Source organism: Comamonas sp. UBA7840 (assembly GCF_002501455.1).
Taxonomy (GTDB): Bacteria; Pseudomonadota; Gammaproteobacteria; order Burkholderiales; family Burkholderiaceae_C; genus Comamonas; species Comamonas jiangduensis.
In genome coordinates this window covers 81,164-96,672 of record NZ_DLTI01000012.1, presented here as the reverse complement: position 1 = coordinate 96,672, position 15,509 = coordinate 81,164, and the positions used below count along the sequence as shown (strand labels likewise).

The window sequence follows — 15,509 nt, the reverse complement described above, 5'->3', positions numbered from 1 at the left end:
ATGACACGAATTTCGTGTCACACGAATTTCGTGTACCATTTGACCCATGAAAAACGTCACCATTACCGTGGAAGACAGCGTGCTGGAATGGGCACGCATCGAGGCAGCGCGGCGCGGCACCAGTGTTTCGCGCATGCTGGGTGACTTCATGGCCGAGATGCAGCGGCGCGAGGACACGTACGAGCGCGCTTATCTGGCGTGGCGAACCGACGAGCGCACGTGGAAAGCCAAGGACGCTCCTAAAACCACAGCGCGCAGCGTAGGTGGCAGGCGCGCTGCAGGCCCCAAAGATACACAAAGTAAAGGTGTGGCGTGAACCCCGTATTCGTCGATACCTCGGTGCTGATTGCCGCTGAAGACGTGGGCCAGCCCGCCTTGCACCACGCTGTGCTGGCGTGGCTGGATGTGCTGTGGCACAGCCGCACGGGCCGCACCAGCAACCAGGCACTGGTGGAGTTTTACGAACAGGTCACCACCGCCGAAACCCCGCTGCCGCAAGGCGATGCGCGTGCCGCCATTCGCCGTTACCAGACGTGGACACCCTGGCAAACCGATGCTGCCACGCTGGAAACCGCATGGGCCGTGCAAGCGCGCCATGCCCTGCCGTTTGCGGACTGCTTGGCTGTGGCCTGCGCGCAGCACAGCGGCTGCGAACGGATGTTGACCCTGCATTTGCCCCACGGCGCGCAGTACGGTGGCGTCACCATGGTGCACCCGCTGCAGCAGGCCCCGCAGGCAGGATCGCCAGGCGCCTGAGCCGCCGCCAAGACGACCGCTCCCGCGCCCCATTGAGTGAAGAAGAAATTGGAAAGTGTGAACCCCATGTCAGCAGCTTCAAGCCAAGCCCAAGCCTTGCAACGCATTCGCTCCGACGTGCGCGCCATGTCGGCCTACCATATTCAGCCGTCGCAAGGTCTGCTGAAGATGGACACCATGGAAAATCCCTTCCGCTTGCCTGCCGCGTTGCAAAAGGCGCTGGGTGAACGGCTGGGTGCACTGGAAATCAACCGCTATCCCGGTGAGCGTTTGGAAGTCTTGAAGCAAATGCTCAAAGACTACGCCGGTGCGCCCGCAGGCAGCGCCGTGCTGCTGGGCAATGGCTCGGACGAAATCATTACCTTGCTGGCGCTGGCCACCGCACAGCCCAGCGCTGCCGGCCGCGCCACCATGCTGGCGCCCATGCCCGGCTTTGTGATGTACCCACTGTCGGCACAGCTGCAGGGCCTGGATTTTGTGGGCGTGCCGCTGACGGCAGACTTTGACCTGGATGTGCCTGCCATGCAGGCCGCGATTGCCGAGCACAAGCCCGCCATCACCTACATTGCCTACCCCAACAACCCAACCGCCACGCTGTGGCCCGAAGACCAAGTGCAGGCAGTGATTGATGCCGTGGCACAGATTGGTGGTTTGGTGGTGATGGATGAGGCCTACCAGCCCTTTGCCAGCCGCAGTTGGATCAGCCAGATGCAGGCGCAGCCTGAGCGCAACGCCCATGTGCTGCTGATGCGCACCTTGAGCAAGTTCGGGCTGGCCGGTGCGCGCCTGGGTTACCTGATTGGCCCTGCCGCCATCGTCAATGAGCTGGACAAAGTCCGCCCCCCCTACAACATCAGCGTGCTGAACTGTGAAACCGCGATTTTTGCGCTGGAGCAGGCCGATTTGTACGCCGCGCAGGCGCAGGCGATCCGCGCCGAGCGCCAGCCCTTGATTGATGCGCTGACGGCCTTGGAGGGTGTAGAAAAAGTCTGGCCCTCTGAAGCGAATATGGTGTTGCTGCGCGTGCGGAATGCGGGCGCGGCCCAAGCCGCCATGAAGCAGCGCGGCGTACTGGTAAAAAATGTCTCGGCCATGCACCCGCTGCTGGCCAATTGCCTGCGGTTGACCGTGGGTACCCGTGAAGAAAATGCCCAAATGTTGGCAGCCTTGAAGGAATCGCTATGAGCCATGCACTCGTCCCCTCCACCGCTACCGCAGCCGCTGAATGCACCGCCCGCGTGGCGGAGGTGCAGCGCAACACCGCCGAAACCAAGGTCTACGTCCACGTGGACCTGGACGGCACCGGCAAGGCCCGGTTGGCCACCGGCATTGGTTTTCTGGACCACATGCTCGATCAAATTGCCCGCCACGGCCTGATCGACCTGAACATTGATTGCGAGGGCGATCTGCACATTGACGGCCACCACACCGTGGAAGACATTGGCATTACCCTGGGCCAGGCCTTTGCCAAGGCCGTGGGCGACAAGAAGGGCATTCGCCGCTACGGCCACGCCTACGTGCCGCTGGATGAGGCGCTCTCCCGCGTGGTGATCGACTTCTCGGGCCGCCCCGGTCTGCATATGGACTGCAAGTTCACCGCAGGCCGCATTGGCGAGCTGGACACCCAACTGGTGTTTGAGTTTTTCCAGGGTTTTGTGAACCACGCCGGCGTGACCCTGCACATTGATAATCTCAAGGGTTTTAATGCCCACCACCAGTGCGAAACCATTTTCAAAGCCTTCGCCCGAGCCCTGCGTTTTGCGCTGGAGCGCGATGAGCGCATGGCGGGCGTGATCCCTTCCACCAAGGGTAGTCTCTAAAAAATGTGAGCAGCTAGCGAAAGTCAGTCAAACAATTGCCTTCGCTAAAGCGTTGAAACCCTGCAACAACAAGCGCAAAGTGCTATGAGTTCCATGAACAACACCGTGGCCGTGGTCGATTACGAGATGGGCAATCTGCGCTCGGTCTCCCAAGCGGTCATGACCGCAGCGCAAGGCACGGACGTGCGCGTCATCGTCACCCAAGATCCGGCCGAAGTGCGCGCGGCCAGCCGCATCGTGCTGCCCGGCCAGGGCGCCATGCGCGACTGCATGGCCGCGCTGAAAGCCTCGGGCCTGCAAGAAGCTGTGCTTGAAGCCGCCACCACCAAACCGCTGTTTGGTGTGTGTGTGGGCATGCAAATGCTGCTGGATCACAGCGAAGAGGGTGACACGCCTTCGCTGGGGCTGATTCCCGGTGAAGTCAAACGCTTTGATCTGGCGGGGCGCATTCAACCCGATGGCAGCCGCTACAAAGTGCCGCAAATGGGCTGGAACCAGGTGTTCCAGACAGCACCCGGCGGCGTGCGCCACGCCATGTGGCAAGGTATTCCCGATGGGGCGTATTTCTACTTTGTGCACAGTTTTTATGCGGCCCCGGCTGACGCGGCGCATTGCGCGGCTGAGACAGATTACGGTGGAAGGTTTGCATCTGCGCTGGCACGCGATAAGATTTTTGCCACGCAGTTCCACCCTGAGAAAAGCGCAGACCATGGGATTGCGCTGTACCGCAATTTCTTGCACTGGAACCCGTAACTTTTTCTTCAACCCCGGCCACAACCCTGTTCGGCCGAATTTAGGCAAAGCCACCCGCACATCATGCTGCTGATCCCCGCCATCGACCTCAAAGACGGTCAATGCGTTCGCCTGAAACAAGGCGATATGGACCAATCCACCACCTTTGGTGACCCCGCCGAAATGGCGCGCCGCTGGCTGGATGCCGGTGCGCGCCGCCTGCACTTGGTGGACTTGAATGGTGCATTTGCCGGTCAGCCTAAAAACTTGGCGGCCATCAAAGCCATCTTGAAAGAAGTCGATGGCGAAATCCCCGTGCAACTGGGTGGCGGTATCCGCGATCTGGACACGATCGAGCGTTACATCGACATCGGCATGGAGTACATCATCATCGGTACCGCTGCCGTGAAGAATCCTGGCTTCTTGCAAGATGCCTGCACCGCATTTGCCGGCCACATCATCGTGGGCTTGGATGCCAAAGACGGCAAGGTCGCGATTGACGGCTGGAGCAAGCTGACTGGCCAGGATGTGATTCCGACCGCCAAGCGCTTTGAAGACTGGGGCGTGGACTCGATCATCTACACCGACATTGGCCGTGATGGCATGCTCTCGGGCATCAACATCGACGCCACCGTCAAGCTGGCGCAATCCGTGCGCATCCCTGTCATTGCTTCGGGCGGTCTGGCCAGTATCAAAGACATTGAGCAGTTGTGCGCCGTGCAAGATGAAGGCATTGAAGGCGTGATCTGCGGCCGTGCCATCTACACGGGTGATCTGGACTTTGCAGAAGGCCAGAAACTGGCTGACAAGCTCAGCGGCTACGACGAAGAAGAAGCCGCGGAATGACCCAGCCCCAAGCCGCGCGTACACTCTGGCGCGGCCTTGCATGCACGCAGATCAGCTTGCCCAGCGGTGACTGCGTGCGCGTCTCTGATTTCGGCGCCCAAGTGCTGTCCTGGACGGCACGCGGGCACGAGCGCATGTTCCTGTCCGAGCGCGCCGTGCTCGATGGCAGTGCGGCCATTCGTGGTGGCGTACCTGTGTGCTTTCCCCAGTTCAACGCGCGGGGCCCGCTGCCCAAGCACGGTCTGGCCCGCCGCACCGTGTGGCACTACGAAGGTGCATCGGTGCAGGGCGATGCCATCACGGCGCTCTGGCGCTGGGAGGCTGCCGCGCCTTTGCATGCCGAATTTCCGCACGGTTTGCGGGCCGAGCTGGCGGTGACGGTGGCACCCGATCAGCTGCGCATTGCACTATCGGCTACCAATACTGGCAGCAGCGCCTTGGCCTTCACGGGGGCGCTGCACACCTATTTGGCGGTGCAGGGTGCAGACATTGCAGCCTTGCAGGGTCTGGAAGGCGCGGCGTTCTGGGATGCTGCAAAAGCCTTTTCACCTGTGGTGCAAAGCGGCGCGGTGGCACTGGGTGAAGAAGTCGATCGGGTGTATGCCCGCAGTGCCCAGCCGCTGGAGCTGCGTGATGCCGCCGGCACGCTGCAGATCAGTCAAGACGCCGCATGGCCAGAGACGGTGGTCTGGAACCCCGGACCGGCCCTGTGCGCCACGCTGCCCGATATGCAGAGCGCCGACTGGATGCGCATGCTGTGCGTAGAAGCTGCGACCATCAACCAGCCGGTGGCGCTGCACCCCGGTCAGCACTGGCAGGCGGCCCAAACTTTGCAGGTGATCGCCTGAAGGCGTTTGCCGGTGTTCGCTGTTCAATCGATAGAAAAAGTCTTTTCATGCTCGCAAAACGCATCATTCCCTGCCTGGACGTCACCGGTGGCCGCGTGGTCAAAGGCGTCAATTTTCTGGAGCTGCGCGATGCGGGCGACCCGGTCGAGATCGCTGCGCGCTACAACGCGCAGGGCGCGGACGAGCTGACCTTTCTGGACATCACCGCCACCAGCGATGGCCGTGATTTGATCCTGCCCATCATTGAGGCCGTGGCCAGCCAGGTCTTCATTCCGCTGACCGTGGGCGGCGGCGTGCGCAGCGTGGAAGATGTGCGCCGCCTGCTGAACGCGGGTGCGGACAAAACCAGCTTCAACTCCGCCGCCATTGCCAACCCCAGCACCATCAACGCCTGCAGCGACAAGTACGGCGCGCAGTGCATTGTGGTGGCCATTGATGCCAAGCGCCGCACGCCCGAGGACGAGCAGCGCATCGGCCCCGGTGGCACGCCCATGGGCCCCGGCTGGGACGTGTACAGCCACGGCGGCCGCAAAAACGTGGGGCTGGATGTGGTGCGCTGGGCCGAAGAAATGGCACAGCGCGGCGCGGGCGAAATTTTGCTCACCAGCATGGACAAAGACGGCACCAAGAGCGGGTTTGACTTGGCGCTGACCCGGGCCGTGAGCGATGCCGTGGGCGTGCCCGTGATTGCCTCAGGCGGCGTGGGCAATCTGGACCACCTGGCCGATGGCGTGCAGCAGGGCGGTGCCGATGCGGTGCTGGCCGCCAGCATCTTCCACTATGGTGAGTACACCATCCAGCAAGCCAAGGAACGCATGCGCGAGCGCGGCATTCCCGTGCGTTTGTAACGGCTAAAAGTTTTTGAGAGCAGCTTGCGCAGGTTCCAGGCGGCTTTCCGTATGTTTTGTGATTCAAATTAGCTGTTGGCCTGCGCTGGCAGCTATACAAAACAGGAATTCCTATGAGCTGGCTCGATCAAGTCAAATGGGATGCGCAGGGCCTGGTGCCCGTGATTGCGCAAGAACGCAGCAGCGGCGATGTGGTGATGTTTGCGTGGATGAACCACGAGGCGCTGGCCAAAACAGCCGAGCTGGGCCGCGCTGTCTACTTCAGCCGTTCGCGCAACAAGCTGTGGTTCAAGGGCGAAGAGTCAGGCCACGTACAAACCGTGCACGAGCTGCGCATTGACTGCGACAACGACGTCGTGCTGCTCAAAATTACCCAGGAAGGGCACGAGCCCGGCATTGCCTGCCACACCGGCCGCCATTCCTGCTTTTACAGCGTGCTCAAAGACGGCCAGTGGGTGGCGATTGACCCCGTCTTGAAAGATCCAGCTTCCATCTACAAATAAACACCATGTCTGAAACTACCAACCCTGCATCGGTCGAAGGTGCTTTGACCCGTCTTGCGGCCGTCATTGAAAGCCGCAAAACTGTGAATGGCGGCGACCCTGAAAAAAGCTATGTGGCGCGCTTGCTGCATAAAGGCCCCGACGCTTTCCTGAAAAAGATTGGCGAAGAAGCCACCGAAGTGGTGATGGCGGCCAAGGATGTGGATGCCGGTGCTGACAAAGGAAAAATCCTTTATGAAGTGGCGGATTTGTGGTTTCACTCCATGATTGCATTGTCGCACTATGGGCTCACGCCTGCCGACGTGGTGGCCGAGCTGGAGCGCCGTGAAGGCACCAGCGGGCTGGAAGAAAAAGCATTGCGCAAAGCCAAAGACCGGGCGGCGCAGGAAGGAAAACCCGAGTGAACGATGACATTGTGGAAGTCCGCGCGGTAGACCAAGCGACGCTGGATGGCCTCCAGGCCTGGGGCTGGGTCAGCTACATCCTCCATCTGCTCGTGGCCATCGGGGCCGTCATTCCCGGCGCGCAGATCAGCGTGCTGGTGCTGGTGGTGGCGCTGGTTATTGACCTGGTCAAACGCTCAGACGCACGCGGCACATGGCATGAGAGCCACTTCTCCTGGCGGCTGCGCAGCGTCATCTGGGCCGGGGTGCTTTACGTGGTGACGTTTCCCTTCTTCCTGCTGGGACTGTTCCTGTTTAACCCCGCCTGGGTGCTGATCTCCATCTGGTTCCTCTACCGCATCGTGCGCGGCATGATCGCCATGAACAAGTACGAGCCTTTGCCACAGTAACCGGCAACGCGCGCCAGCTTCGCCCGCAACGACTGAAAGCTTGCTTATGAGCCCGCCCCATCCACTCCCGCCGCAATGCCTGAATCTGGCGCTCCAAGGCGGTGGCTCGCATGGGGCTTTTACCTGGGGCGTACTCGACGCCTTGCTGGAAGACGGTGGCTTTCGCTTCCCCGGCATCAGTGGCACCAGCGCGGGGGCCATGAATGCGGTGGCGCTGGCGCAAGGCTTTGCATCCGCAGCCCTGGCCCATCCCCATGACCCCGTAGCGCGCCAGGTACAAGCTTGCGAGCAAGCGCGCGCAGCGCTGCGCAAACTGTGGGAGGGCGTTGGGGCGATGGGCGCTTTCACCTTGGGTGTGCCCGTGATGAGCAACCCGCTCATGGGCATGATGAGCCAGTTTCTCTCGCCCTACCAGACCAATCCTCTGGACATCAATCCGCTGCGCAAGTTGCTCGAGCGCGTGGTCGACTTTGGCATGCTGGCCCAAGCCTGGGATGTGGAGGGCATGCCCCAGCTGTTTGTCTGTGCCACGAATGTGCGCACTGGCAAAGGGGAAATTTTTAGCGGCAACCGCCTGAGTGCGGACGCCATCATGGCCTCTGCGTGCCTGCCGCAGCTGTACAAGGCCGTAGAAATTGAGGGTGAACGCTATTGGGACGGTGGTTTTTCCGGCAACCCGGCGCTGTACCCCCTGATTTACCGGACCAATTGCAGCGACATGCTGCTGGTGCAGATCAACCCGATCGAGCATGACAGCGTGCCCGATACGGCGGGCGATATTGCCGAGCGCATGAATGAGGTGATGTTCAACGCGAGCCTGCTCAGTGAACTGCGGGCGATTGACTTTGTACGCCGCTTGCTGGCTGAGGGGCGCTTGGACAAAAAACGCTACAAAAGTGTGCTGATGCACCGCATTGATGGTGGCGCAGCCCTGAGCCATTTTGGCGCCGCCAGTAAAACGCGCGTAGATATGGGCTTTTTGCTCCAGCTGTTTGCGCTGGGCCGCAAAGAAGGCGCCCGCTGGGTGCAGGCGCACCGCGATGACGTGGGGGTGCGCGAGACCTTGCAGATTGTGGACAATCCATAGTTTTCAGGCCTGCACCTTGGGGTGCCTGTGCTGACATTTCCGCTACAGATAGATTGAATTTCCGATGACCGACCACGCACACACTGCGCACGACCCCCACTGTATTTTTTGCAAGATCACTGCAGGCCAGATCCCCAGCCGCAAAGTGTATGAAGACGATGAACTTTTCGCCTTCCACGACATCAACCCTGCTGCCCCCGTGCACTTTTTGATCGTGCCCAAAAAGCACATGCTCTCGCTGGCGCATGTGACACCTGCTGATGAGGCGCTGCTGGGCCGCATCATGGTGCTGGCCCCCAAGCTGGCGCTGGAGCAGGGCTGCAACCCTTATCCGGATGGCGGCTTTCGCACGGTGGTCAACACTGGCACAGAAGGCGGCCAGGAAGTGCACCACCTGCATGTGCACGTGCTGGGTGGTCCGCGCCCTTGGAAACGTGGTTAACACTTTGCTGACACAACCGGGATACCGCGTAAACATAAGGCCATCTCAGGCGCTATGTTGCGGTCTCCCGTCTAAAATGGCTCGTATTCGTTAGGAGATATCGCATGGGAACGTTTTCCGTCTGGCACTGGCTGATCGTGCTGCTGATCGTGGTTTTGGTGTTCGGTACCAAGAAGCTCAAAAATTTGGGCGGCGATCTGGGTAGCGCAGTGAAGGGCTTCAAAGATGGCATGAAGGACGGCACCGCAGGTGAAGCCACGGCCGAGAAGACCGCTGTGGCTGACCAGTCCAACGCCGACAAGACCACGATTGACGTCGACGCCAAGCAAAAGAGCTGATGCGTCAGCATGACCGCAAGCACCTGCAAGGGGCGTTGGCATGATTGACATTGGTATTTCCAAACTGGCGCTGATTGGCGCAGTGGCGTTGATTGTCATCGGCCCAGAGAAACTGCCGCGCGTGGCGCGTACCGTGGGTACGTTGCTTGGCAAGGCGCAGCGCTACGTGTCTGACGTCAAGGCAGAAGTCAACCGCTCCATGGAGCTCGATGAGCTCAAGAAGATGAAAGAGTCGATGGAGACGGCGGTGCAGGATGTCGAGAAGACCGTGCACACTGCTTCCAGTGACTTTGAAAAGGACTGGCGAGCGGCCACCGATTTCGAGTCCGACTACAACAGCGGCAGCGTGGGCACGCCTGCGAGCGACTACAGCGGCTTTGACAGTCACAGCACCGTCACGCCTGCGTATAAAAACCCCGGGAAAAACTTCCGCCTCAAGCGCGGCGCTGTGCCCCGCTGGTACAAGGCGCGCGCCGGTGTGCGCACGCATGTGCAATCGGGCGCAGCGCGTGTGGCGCGCTTTCGGCCCAAGCGCTGACTGCCCTGGGGCGCTTGGCATTGGTACAGACAGCGCAGTCGTTTTTGCAACATAGCAAAAAGCTGCGCTGGTGTTTTCTCTTGATCCGCAGGGCCTTGAGGCCCGGTTCTTTTTTCGACCATGTCCACCAAACCCACCAAAGACGACGAGTTGGCCGGCTCTGAACAGCCGTTTGTGCAGCACCTCATGGAGCTGCGTGACCGACTGCTGTATTGCATCTACGGCATCGCCGTGGCGGTGGCTGTGCTGGCCATCTGGCCTGGCCCCAATGGCTTGATCGACTTTATTGCGATGCCCATCAAGGCGCACATGCCGCCCGATGCCAAGCTGATTGCGGTGGGCGTGTTCTCACCCTTCTTCGTGCCGCTGAAGGTGCTGATGATGGTGGGCATGCTGGCGGTGCTGCCCTGGATCATGTACCAGTTGTGGGCGTTTGTGGCACCCGGGCTGTACACGCATGAAAAGAAGTTTGCGCTGCCTTTGATCATTTTTGGCAGTTTCTTGGCTTACGTCGGGATTGCCTTTGTGCAGTTCTTTGTGCTGGACAAGATGTTCGGCTTTATCCAAGGTTTTACGCCCGATAGCGTGGCCGCTACGCCCGATATTGCTTCCTATGTGGAAGCCATCTTGTCGCTGTACCTGGCTTTTGGCATGGCCTTCCAGGTGCCGATTGTGGTGATGCTGCTGGTGCGCTTTGGCATTGTGGAAGTGGCCAAGCTCAAGAGCTTCCGTGGCTACTTTGTGGTGCTGGCGTTTGTTGTGGCGGCGGTGGTGACTCCGCCGGATGTGATCTCGCAGCTGGCGCTGGCCATTCCCATGTGCTTGCTGTACGAGGTGGGCATCATCGGAGCGGGCTGGTTTTCCAAGGTCTCCAAAAAACCAGGCGATGAAGAGGCAGAGCCCGATCAGGTGTGAGCCTTTGTGCCCCGCTAGCGATTCGCGCTGAACGGGTCTGCATAAAAAAACCGCAGTGCTGTTAACAGCCTGCGGTTTTTTTGTGCAATTTCTGATGCCTGAATGATTAAAAACAAGAGCTTCTGGCGCTTATTAAATCGTTGATTGCGTATGAATAACTATGGAAATCATGGATTGGTGGGCGCAAGCAGCTCATATTTTTGATGCTGCTTGCGGCCATTAGCGGCTAACGATTAACGCTGTGGGCGCATGCGCTGCGGCACGGGCCGCGTAGCGGGGACGATGTCCAGCGTCAGGCTTGCGTTGCCACGCTGCACCACAAACGGGGCGCTGGTGCCGGGCTGCAAGGCAGCCACAGCAGTCATCATCTCGCCCACGTTGCGGATCTTGTGGCCGTCCACTTCCACAATCACATCCCCGGGCAGCATGCCGGCTTTGGCAGCGGGGCCGGCTTGCAGCACGCCGGTGATGATGATGCCTTGGCTGGCTTTGACGCCAAAGGTTTCCGCCAGCTCGGGCGACAGTTCGTTGGGCTCTACGCCAATCCAGCCACGGGTGACCTTGCCGTCTTTGACCAGGCCGTCCATCACGATCTTGGCCGTCGAGACGGGAATGGCAAAACCAATGCCCATGCTGCCGCCCGAGCGCGAGTAAATCGCGGTATTGATGCCCAGCAGGTTGCCGTCCACATCAATCAGCGCGCCGCCCGAGTTGCCGGGGTTGATGGCAGCGTCGGTCTGGATGAAGTTTTCAAAGGTGTTGATGCCCAGCTCGCTGCGGCCCAGGGCACTGACGATGCCGCTGGTCACCGTCTGGCCCACGCCAAACGGGTTGCCAATGGCCAGCACGGTGTCGCCCACCAGGGCGTGGTCGGAGTTGCCCAGCACGATGACAGGCAGTTTGTCCAGCTCAATCTTGAGCACGGCCAGATCGGTTTCGGGGTCGGTGCCAATCACGCGCGCCACGGCCACGCGGCTGTCGGCCAGGGTGACTTCAATCTGGTCGGCGCCTTCCACCACGTGGTTGTTGGTCAGGATGTAGCCGTCGGGGCTGACGATGACGCCGCTGCCCAGGCCGGCCTGTTGCTGCGCGCCCACATCGCCAAAGAAGAATTGGAACCAGGGATCGTTGCTGCGCGGGTGGCGCACTTCTTTGCTGGTGTTGATGCTGACTACGGCCGGCATGGCTTTCTGGGCGGCGCCGGCCAAGCTGCCGGGCGCAAACTCGGTGCGCGGCTCGGAAGGTGCTTCCAGCAAAGAAATGCCTGCACGGCTGTAAGTGGCGCCGCGTTTGAGCCAGCTGGGCTGCAAGGTTGCCACGATGAAATAAGCCGCCAGCAGCACGGTGACAGCTTGGGAAAACAAAAGCCAGTAACGCTTCATAAAGTAATTCGCAGAGGGCGGTGAATGGTGAAAGCGTACGCGCAAATGCGCGCTCGCGTCAGGACTTGGGGTATCGGTGGTGCGTGCTGTGTTTTGTCATCGCGCAAAGAGATGGGGTGCATCTATTTCGCGAAACCACATCGTGAACCGCGATGGTTGTCCAAAACCCTATGAGTGTTAACCCTAGAATGTTTTTTCGACTGCGCCACACTGTGTTCGCTCTTGCCTTGGCACACCCGCGAAGGCCAAGAAACGCCAAGCTGCATTACCGTGAAGCTTGAAAGAACAGTCCAGTCTCGCCTTGAAGCATCTATCCGTTGCCCCGGTTTTAGCGCTGTCTGACCTTTTGTAACTGGAAAGACAACCCCATGAGTAAGCATCCGAATGCACAAGCCCACCAAGTTGCGGGTGGTGCACACCATCGTCCTTTGAACCGTGACGATTACAAAACCCTGAGCCTGTCCGCTCTGGGCGGCACGCTGGAGTTTTACGACTTCGTCGTCTTCGTATTTTTTGCCAACGTACTGGGCGCATTGTTCTTCCCGGCTGACATGCCCGATTGGATGCGTCAGCTGCAAACGCTGGGCATTTTTGCCGCAGGTTACCTGGCACGCCCCATTGGCGGCATCGTTATTGCGCACTACGGTGACAAGATTGGCCGCAAGAAAATGTTCACGCTGTCCATCTTCTTGATGGCCGTGCCCACTTTGGTGATTGGCTTGTTACCGACTTACGAAACCATTGGCATTGCCGCCCCGTTGCTGCTGTTGCTGATGCGCGTGCTGCAAGGTGCCGCGATTGGTGGTGAGATGCCTGGTGCCTGGGTGTTTGTGGCCGAACACTCGCCCGCCAAGAACTATGGTTTGGCCATTGGTACGCTGACCTCCGGCATCACCGGCGGCATCTTCTTGGGTTCCATCTTTGGCGTGTGGCTCAATAGCACGTACAGCGCGGCAGAAATCCACGACTGGGCATGGCGTTTGCCGTTCATCGTGGGTGGTGTGTTTGGTCTGGTATCGGTGTATTTGCGCCGTTTTTTGCACGAAACCCCCTTGTTCCAAGACATGCAAAAGCGCAAGGCGGCTGATGCTGAACTGCCCATCAAAACTATCTTGCGCGATCACAAGGAAGCCAGTTGGCTGGTGGCTTTGATGACTTGGGTGTTGTCCACCGGTGTGGTAGTGGTGGTGCTGATGGCCCCAGCCTACATGCAAAAGGTTTTCCACATCCTGCCTGCTGACGCTATGAAGGCCAATGCCGTGGCCACCGTGACCTTGACCATCGGTTGTGTGTTCTGGGGCTGGTTGAGCGACAAGATCGGTACCAAGCTGACCATGCTGTTCGGCTGGGGCGGCATGACTGTGACGGCCTACATCTTCTACCTGGGTTTGCCCGGTGAATCGACCCTGGTGCTGCGCTACGCCATGGTGGGCTTCTTTGTGGGCTCGATCTCGCTGTTGCCCGTGGTGGGCGTACGCGCCTTCCCTGTGGCGGTGCGTTTTACGGGCCTGTCCTTTGCCTACAACATGGCTTATGCGGTGTTCGGTGGCTTGACGCCGATGCTGGTGTCCATGTGGCAGCAGGTGGACGTGATGGCGCCTGCGCACTATGTTGCGGCCATGGGTGTCTTGGGGGCAGCCATTGGCTTGTTCTGGCCCATCGCTTCGCGTGGCTGGCAGCCGAAGGTGACGGCCCACTAAACGTGGTGCCAGCCATATTCCAAGGGCAGCTTCGGCTGCCCTTTTTTATGCCTGTGCATGTGCTGGCCATGGTGGGCTTGGCACAATGGTTGGCATGATTCAGCGACAAGACCTCCTCGCCCATTTCGATGCTTTGCTCCAGCCCGAGCGCTTCAAAGACTACGGCCCCAATGGCCTGCAGGTAGAAGGCAAAGCCGAGATCCGCCACATCGTCAGCGGTGTGACGGCCAGCCGCGCCCTGATTGAGGCGGCCATTGCCGACAAGGCCGATGCCATCTTTGTGCACCACGGCCTGTTTTGGCGTGGCATGGATGGACGCATCACCGGCTGGATGAAGGAACGCATCCGCCTGCTGCTGGCCCATGACATCAGCCTGTTTGCCTATCACCTGCCGCTGGATGCACACCCCGAGCTGGGCAATAACGCACAGTTGGGCCAGAAGCTGGGCGTGCAGTGGGATGCAACCTTTGGTGAGCAAGCGCTGGGCATGGTGGGTGAAGCCGACTTTGCCAATGCCGCAGCGCTCTCAGCGCATGTGCAAGCAGTGCTGGGTCGGGCCGTGACGTGCGTCAGCGGAGCACCAGAGCGCGCCATCCGCCGCTTGGCGTGGTGTACGGGCGGTGCCCAGGGCTTTTACGAAAGCGCGCTGGCTGCGGGTGCAGACGCCTTTATCACCGGTGAAATCTCGGAGCCACAGGCGCACTTGGCGCGCGAGACGGGCACCACCTTCATTGCAGCGGGGCACCATGCCACCGAGCGTTATGGTGCCGCTGCGGTGGCCGCGCAGGTGGCACAGCAACTGGGGCTGTCGCATCACTTTATTGAGATCGACAACCCCGCGTAATTTTGATAGCTGTCAGCGCTTGTTGCATAAGCGTTAGAGGACTATTTCATGTTGAAACTAAAAGCCATCGCCATTACCCAGGGCGACTCCGCAGGCATTGGCCCGGAAATTATTGCCAAGGCATTTCGAGATGCGCCGCAGGTGATGCAAGCTTGTTTTGTCGTGGGGGATGTGGCCACCATGCGTCGTGGTGCCAAGGCGATTTGCCAAGCCGGCGATAGCGCGCTGCCAGTCGCGGTCATCGACAGCCCTGAGGACGTGGTGAACGTCCCGCCACGCTGCATGCCCGTGCTGCAATTGCCCGGCATACCGGGCCCTGCGCCCTGGGGTGTGGTGAGCGCCGATGCTGGCCGTGCAGCCGCCCTGAGTGTGCAATGGGCCGCGCGCGCTGCGCTGAGCGCAGAGGTTGCAGCCTTGGTGACGGCGCCGTTGCACAAAGAAGCGCTGCACGCCGCTGGGGTAGATTACCCGGGGCATACCGAACTGCTCCAAGCGGAAGCGGCCCAGCATGCGGGCGTGGCGGTGGGCGAGATGCCGGTGCGCATGATGCTGGCGAACCATGAGCTGCGCACTGTGCTGGTAAGCATCCATGTCTCGCTGCGCCAAGCGATAGAGGCCGTCACGCACGACAACATTGTGCAAACGCTGCGCATTACCCACCAAGCGCTGCTGCGCATGCTGGGTCGTGCGCCACGTATCGGGGTGGCGGGGCTGAACCCCCATGCAGGGGAGGGTGGGCTGTTTGGTCGTGAGGAGCTAGAGACGATTGCCCCGGCTGTGCGCACTGCAAGGAGCGAGGGTATCTATGCGCAGGGCCCATTTGCACCTGACACAATCTTTATGCGCGCAAGGAATGTTGACGGGCACGCAGGGGAATTTGATGCAGTGTTGGCGATGTACCACGACCAAGGGTTGATCCCGATCAAGTATTTGGGTGTCGAAGACGGGGTGAACGTCACTTTGGGTCTGCCCTTGGTGCGTACCAGCCCGGATCACGGCACGGCATTCGACATTGCCGGGCAAGGAGTGGCCGATCCTTCTAGCCTGCTGCAAGCGGTGCAAATGGCGCGCTCCTTGTCGGCGCATTCACAGGGTGCAGCCGTCCTGCAGGCGTAAA

The 15,509-nt window shown here is 60.2% G+C and carries 20 protein-coding genes; 19 read left to right on the top strand and 1 reads right to left on the bottom strand.

The window, feature by feature from the left end:
* Positions 1-46: 46 nt before the first annotated feature.
* From B3R00_RS02705 to tatC, 16 genes are all read left to right on the top strand, one after another.
* Positions 47-316 (top strand): hypothetical protein, encoded by a 270-nt coding sequence (locus B3R00_RS02705; RefSeq protein WP_286997283.1) that lies wholly within the window; start codon positions 47-49, stop codon positions 314-316.
* Positions 313-756: a PIN domain-containing protein gene (locus tag B3R00_RS02700; RefSeq protein WP_219163720.1), complete on the top strand. Its 444-nt coding sequence runs from the start codon at positions 313-315 to the stop codon at positions 754-756. The genes B3R00_RS02705 and B3R00_RS02700 overlap by 4 nt, the downstream gene beginning before the upstream one ends.
* Before the next feature lie 66 nt (positions 757-822).
* On the top strand, positions 823-1,941 hold the full coding sequence (gene hisC, locus B3R00_RS02695; RefSeq protein WP_286997282.1) for a histidinol-phosphate transaminase: 1,119 nt from the start codon (positions 823-825) through the stop codon (positions 1,939-1,941).
* Positions 1,938-2,576 carry an imidazoleglycerol-phosphate dehydratase HisB gene (hisB, locus tag B3R00_RS02690; RefSeq protein WP_286997281.1) on the top strand — a complete coding sequence of 213 codons (639 nt, stop codon included), beginning with the start codon at positions 1,938-1,940 and terminating at the stop codon, positions 2,574-2,576. Before hisC ends, hisB begins: the two co-directional genes overlap by 4 nt.
* 84 nt (positions 2,577-2,660) lie before the next feature.
* Entirely contained in the window at positions 2,661-3,329 is a 669-nt protein-coding gene (gene hisH / locus B3R00_RS02685) for an imidazole glycerol phosphate synthase subunit HisH (protein ID WP_286997280.1), read from the top strand.
* 63 nt (positions 3,330-3,392) lie between these two features.
* Complete coding sequence (gene hisA, locus B3R00_RS02680; RefSeq protein WP_174862959.1) at positions 3,393-4,154, top strand: 1-(5-phosphoribosyl)-5-[(5-phosphoribosylamino)methylideneamino]imidazole-4-carboxamide isomerase; 762 nt, start codon at positions 3,393-3,395, stop codon at positions 4,152-4,154.
* The gene (locus B3R00_RS02675) at positions 4,151-5,002 is read left to right on the top strand and encodes a D-hexose-6-phosphate mutarotase (RefSeq protein ID WP_286997277.1); all 852 of its coding nucleotides are present in this window, start codon (positions 4,151-4,153) and stop codon (positions 5,000-5,002) included. Before hisA ends, B3R00_RS02675 begins: the two co-directional genes overlap by 4 nt.
* A gap of 47 nt (positions 5,003-5,049) precedes the next feature.
* Entirely contained in the window at positions 5,050-5,850 is an 801-nt protein-coding gene (hisF, locus tag B3R00_RS02670; RefSeq protein ID WP_174862961.1) for an imidazole glycerol phosphate synthase subunit HisF, read from the top strand.
* A 113-nt stretch (positions 5,851-5,963) separates the two neighbouring features.
* On the top strand, positions 5,964-6,353 hold the full coding sequence (gene hisI / locus B3R00_RS02665; RefSeq protein WP_286997275.1) for a phosphoribosyl-AMP cyclohydrolase: 390 nt from the start codon (positions 5,964-5,966) through the stop codon (positions 6,351-6,353).
* A gap of 5 nt (positions 6,354-6,358) precedes the next feature.
* Positions 6,359-6,757 (top strand): phosphoribosyl-ATP diphosphatase, encoded by a 399-nt coding sequence (locus tag B3R00_RS02660; RefSeq protein WP_286997273.1) that lies wholly within the window; start codon positions 6,359-6,361, stop codon positions 6,755-6,757.
* Positions 6,754-7,146, top strand: coding sequence for a DUF4870 family protein (locus B3R00_RS02655; RefSeq protein ID WP_174862962.1), 393 nt, complete (start codon positions 6,754-6,756; stop codon positions 7,144-7,146). Before B3R00_RS02660 ends, B3R00_RS02655 begins: the two co-directional genes overlap by 4 nt.
* Before the next feature lie 46 nt (positions 7,147-7,192).
* Positions 7,193-8,233: a patatin-like phospholipase family protein gene (locus B3R00_RS02650; RefSeq protein WP_286997272.1), complete on the top strand. Its 1,041-nt coding sequence runs from the start codon at positions 7,193-7,195 to the stop codon at positions 8,231-8,233.
* A gap of 64 nt (positions 8,234-8,297) precedes the next feature.
* Entirely contained in the window at positions 8,298-8,675 is a 378-nt protein-coding gene (locus B3R00_RS02645; protein ID WP_286997270.1) for a histidine triad nucleotide-binding protein, read from the top strand.
* A 104-nt stretch (positions 8,676-8,779) separates the two neighbouring features.
* Positions 8,780-9,013, top strand: a complete 234-nt coding sequence (gene tatA, locus B3R00_RS02640; protein WP_286997269.1) for a Sec-independent protein translocase subunit TatA — start codon at positions 8,780-8,782, stop codon at positions 9,011-9,013.
* Positions 9,014-9,053: 40 nt separating this feature from the next.
* On the top strand, positions 9,054-9,551 hold the full coding sequence (tatB, locus tag B3R00_RS02635) for a Sec-independent protein translocase protein TatB (RefSeq protein WP_286997267.1): 498 nt from the start codon (positions 9,054-9,056) through the stop codon (positions 9,549-9,551).
* Between the two features lie 120 nt (positions 9,552-9,671).
* Entirely contained in the window at positions 9,672-10,466 is a 795-nt protein-coding gene (tatC, locus tag B3R00_RS02630; RefSeq protein WP_284214105.1) for a twin-arginine translocase subunit TatC, read from the top strand.
* A gap of 233 nt (positions 10,467-10,699) precedes the next feature.
* Here tatC and B3R00_RS02625 read toward each other — a convergent pair whose 3' ends face one another.
* A complete protein-coding gene (locus B3R00_RS02625) occupies positions 10,700-11,848 on the bottom strand; it encodes a trypsin-like peptidase domain-containing protein (RefSeq protein ID WP_286997266.1) in 1,149 nt (382 codons plus the stop codon).
* Positions 11,849-12,216: 368 nt separating this feature from the next.
* Between B3R00_RS02625 and B3R00_RS02620 the strand changes: the two genes are divergently transcribed.
* From B3R00_RS02620 to pdxA, 3 genes are all read left to right on the top strand, one after another.
* The gene (locus tag B3R00_RS02620; RefSeq protein WP_286997265.1) at positions 12,217-13,548 is read left to right on the top strand and encodes an MFS transporter; all 1,332 of its coding nucleotides are present in this window, start codon (positions 12,217-12,219) and stop codon (positions 13,546-13,548) included.
* Between the two features lie 85 nt (positions 13,549-13,633).
* Positions 13,634-14,392: a Nif3-like dinuclear metal center hexameric protein gene (locus tag B3R00_RS02615; protein WP_286997264.1), complete on the top strand. Its 759-nt coding sequence runs from the start codon at positions 13,634-13,636 to the stop codon at positions 14,390-14,392.
* Positions 14,393-14,440: 48 nt separating this feature from the next.
* Entirely contained in the window at positions 14,441-15,508 is a 1,068-nt protein-coding gene (gene pdxA, locus B3R00_RS02610) for a 4-hydroxythreonine-4-phosphate dehydrogenase PdxA (RefSeq protein ID WP_286997262.1), read from the top strand.
* Position 15,509: the final 1 nt, after the last annotated feature.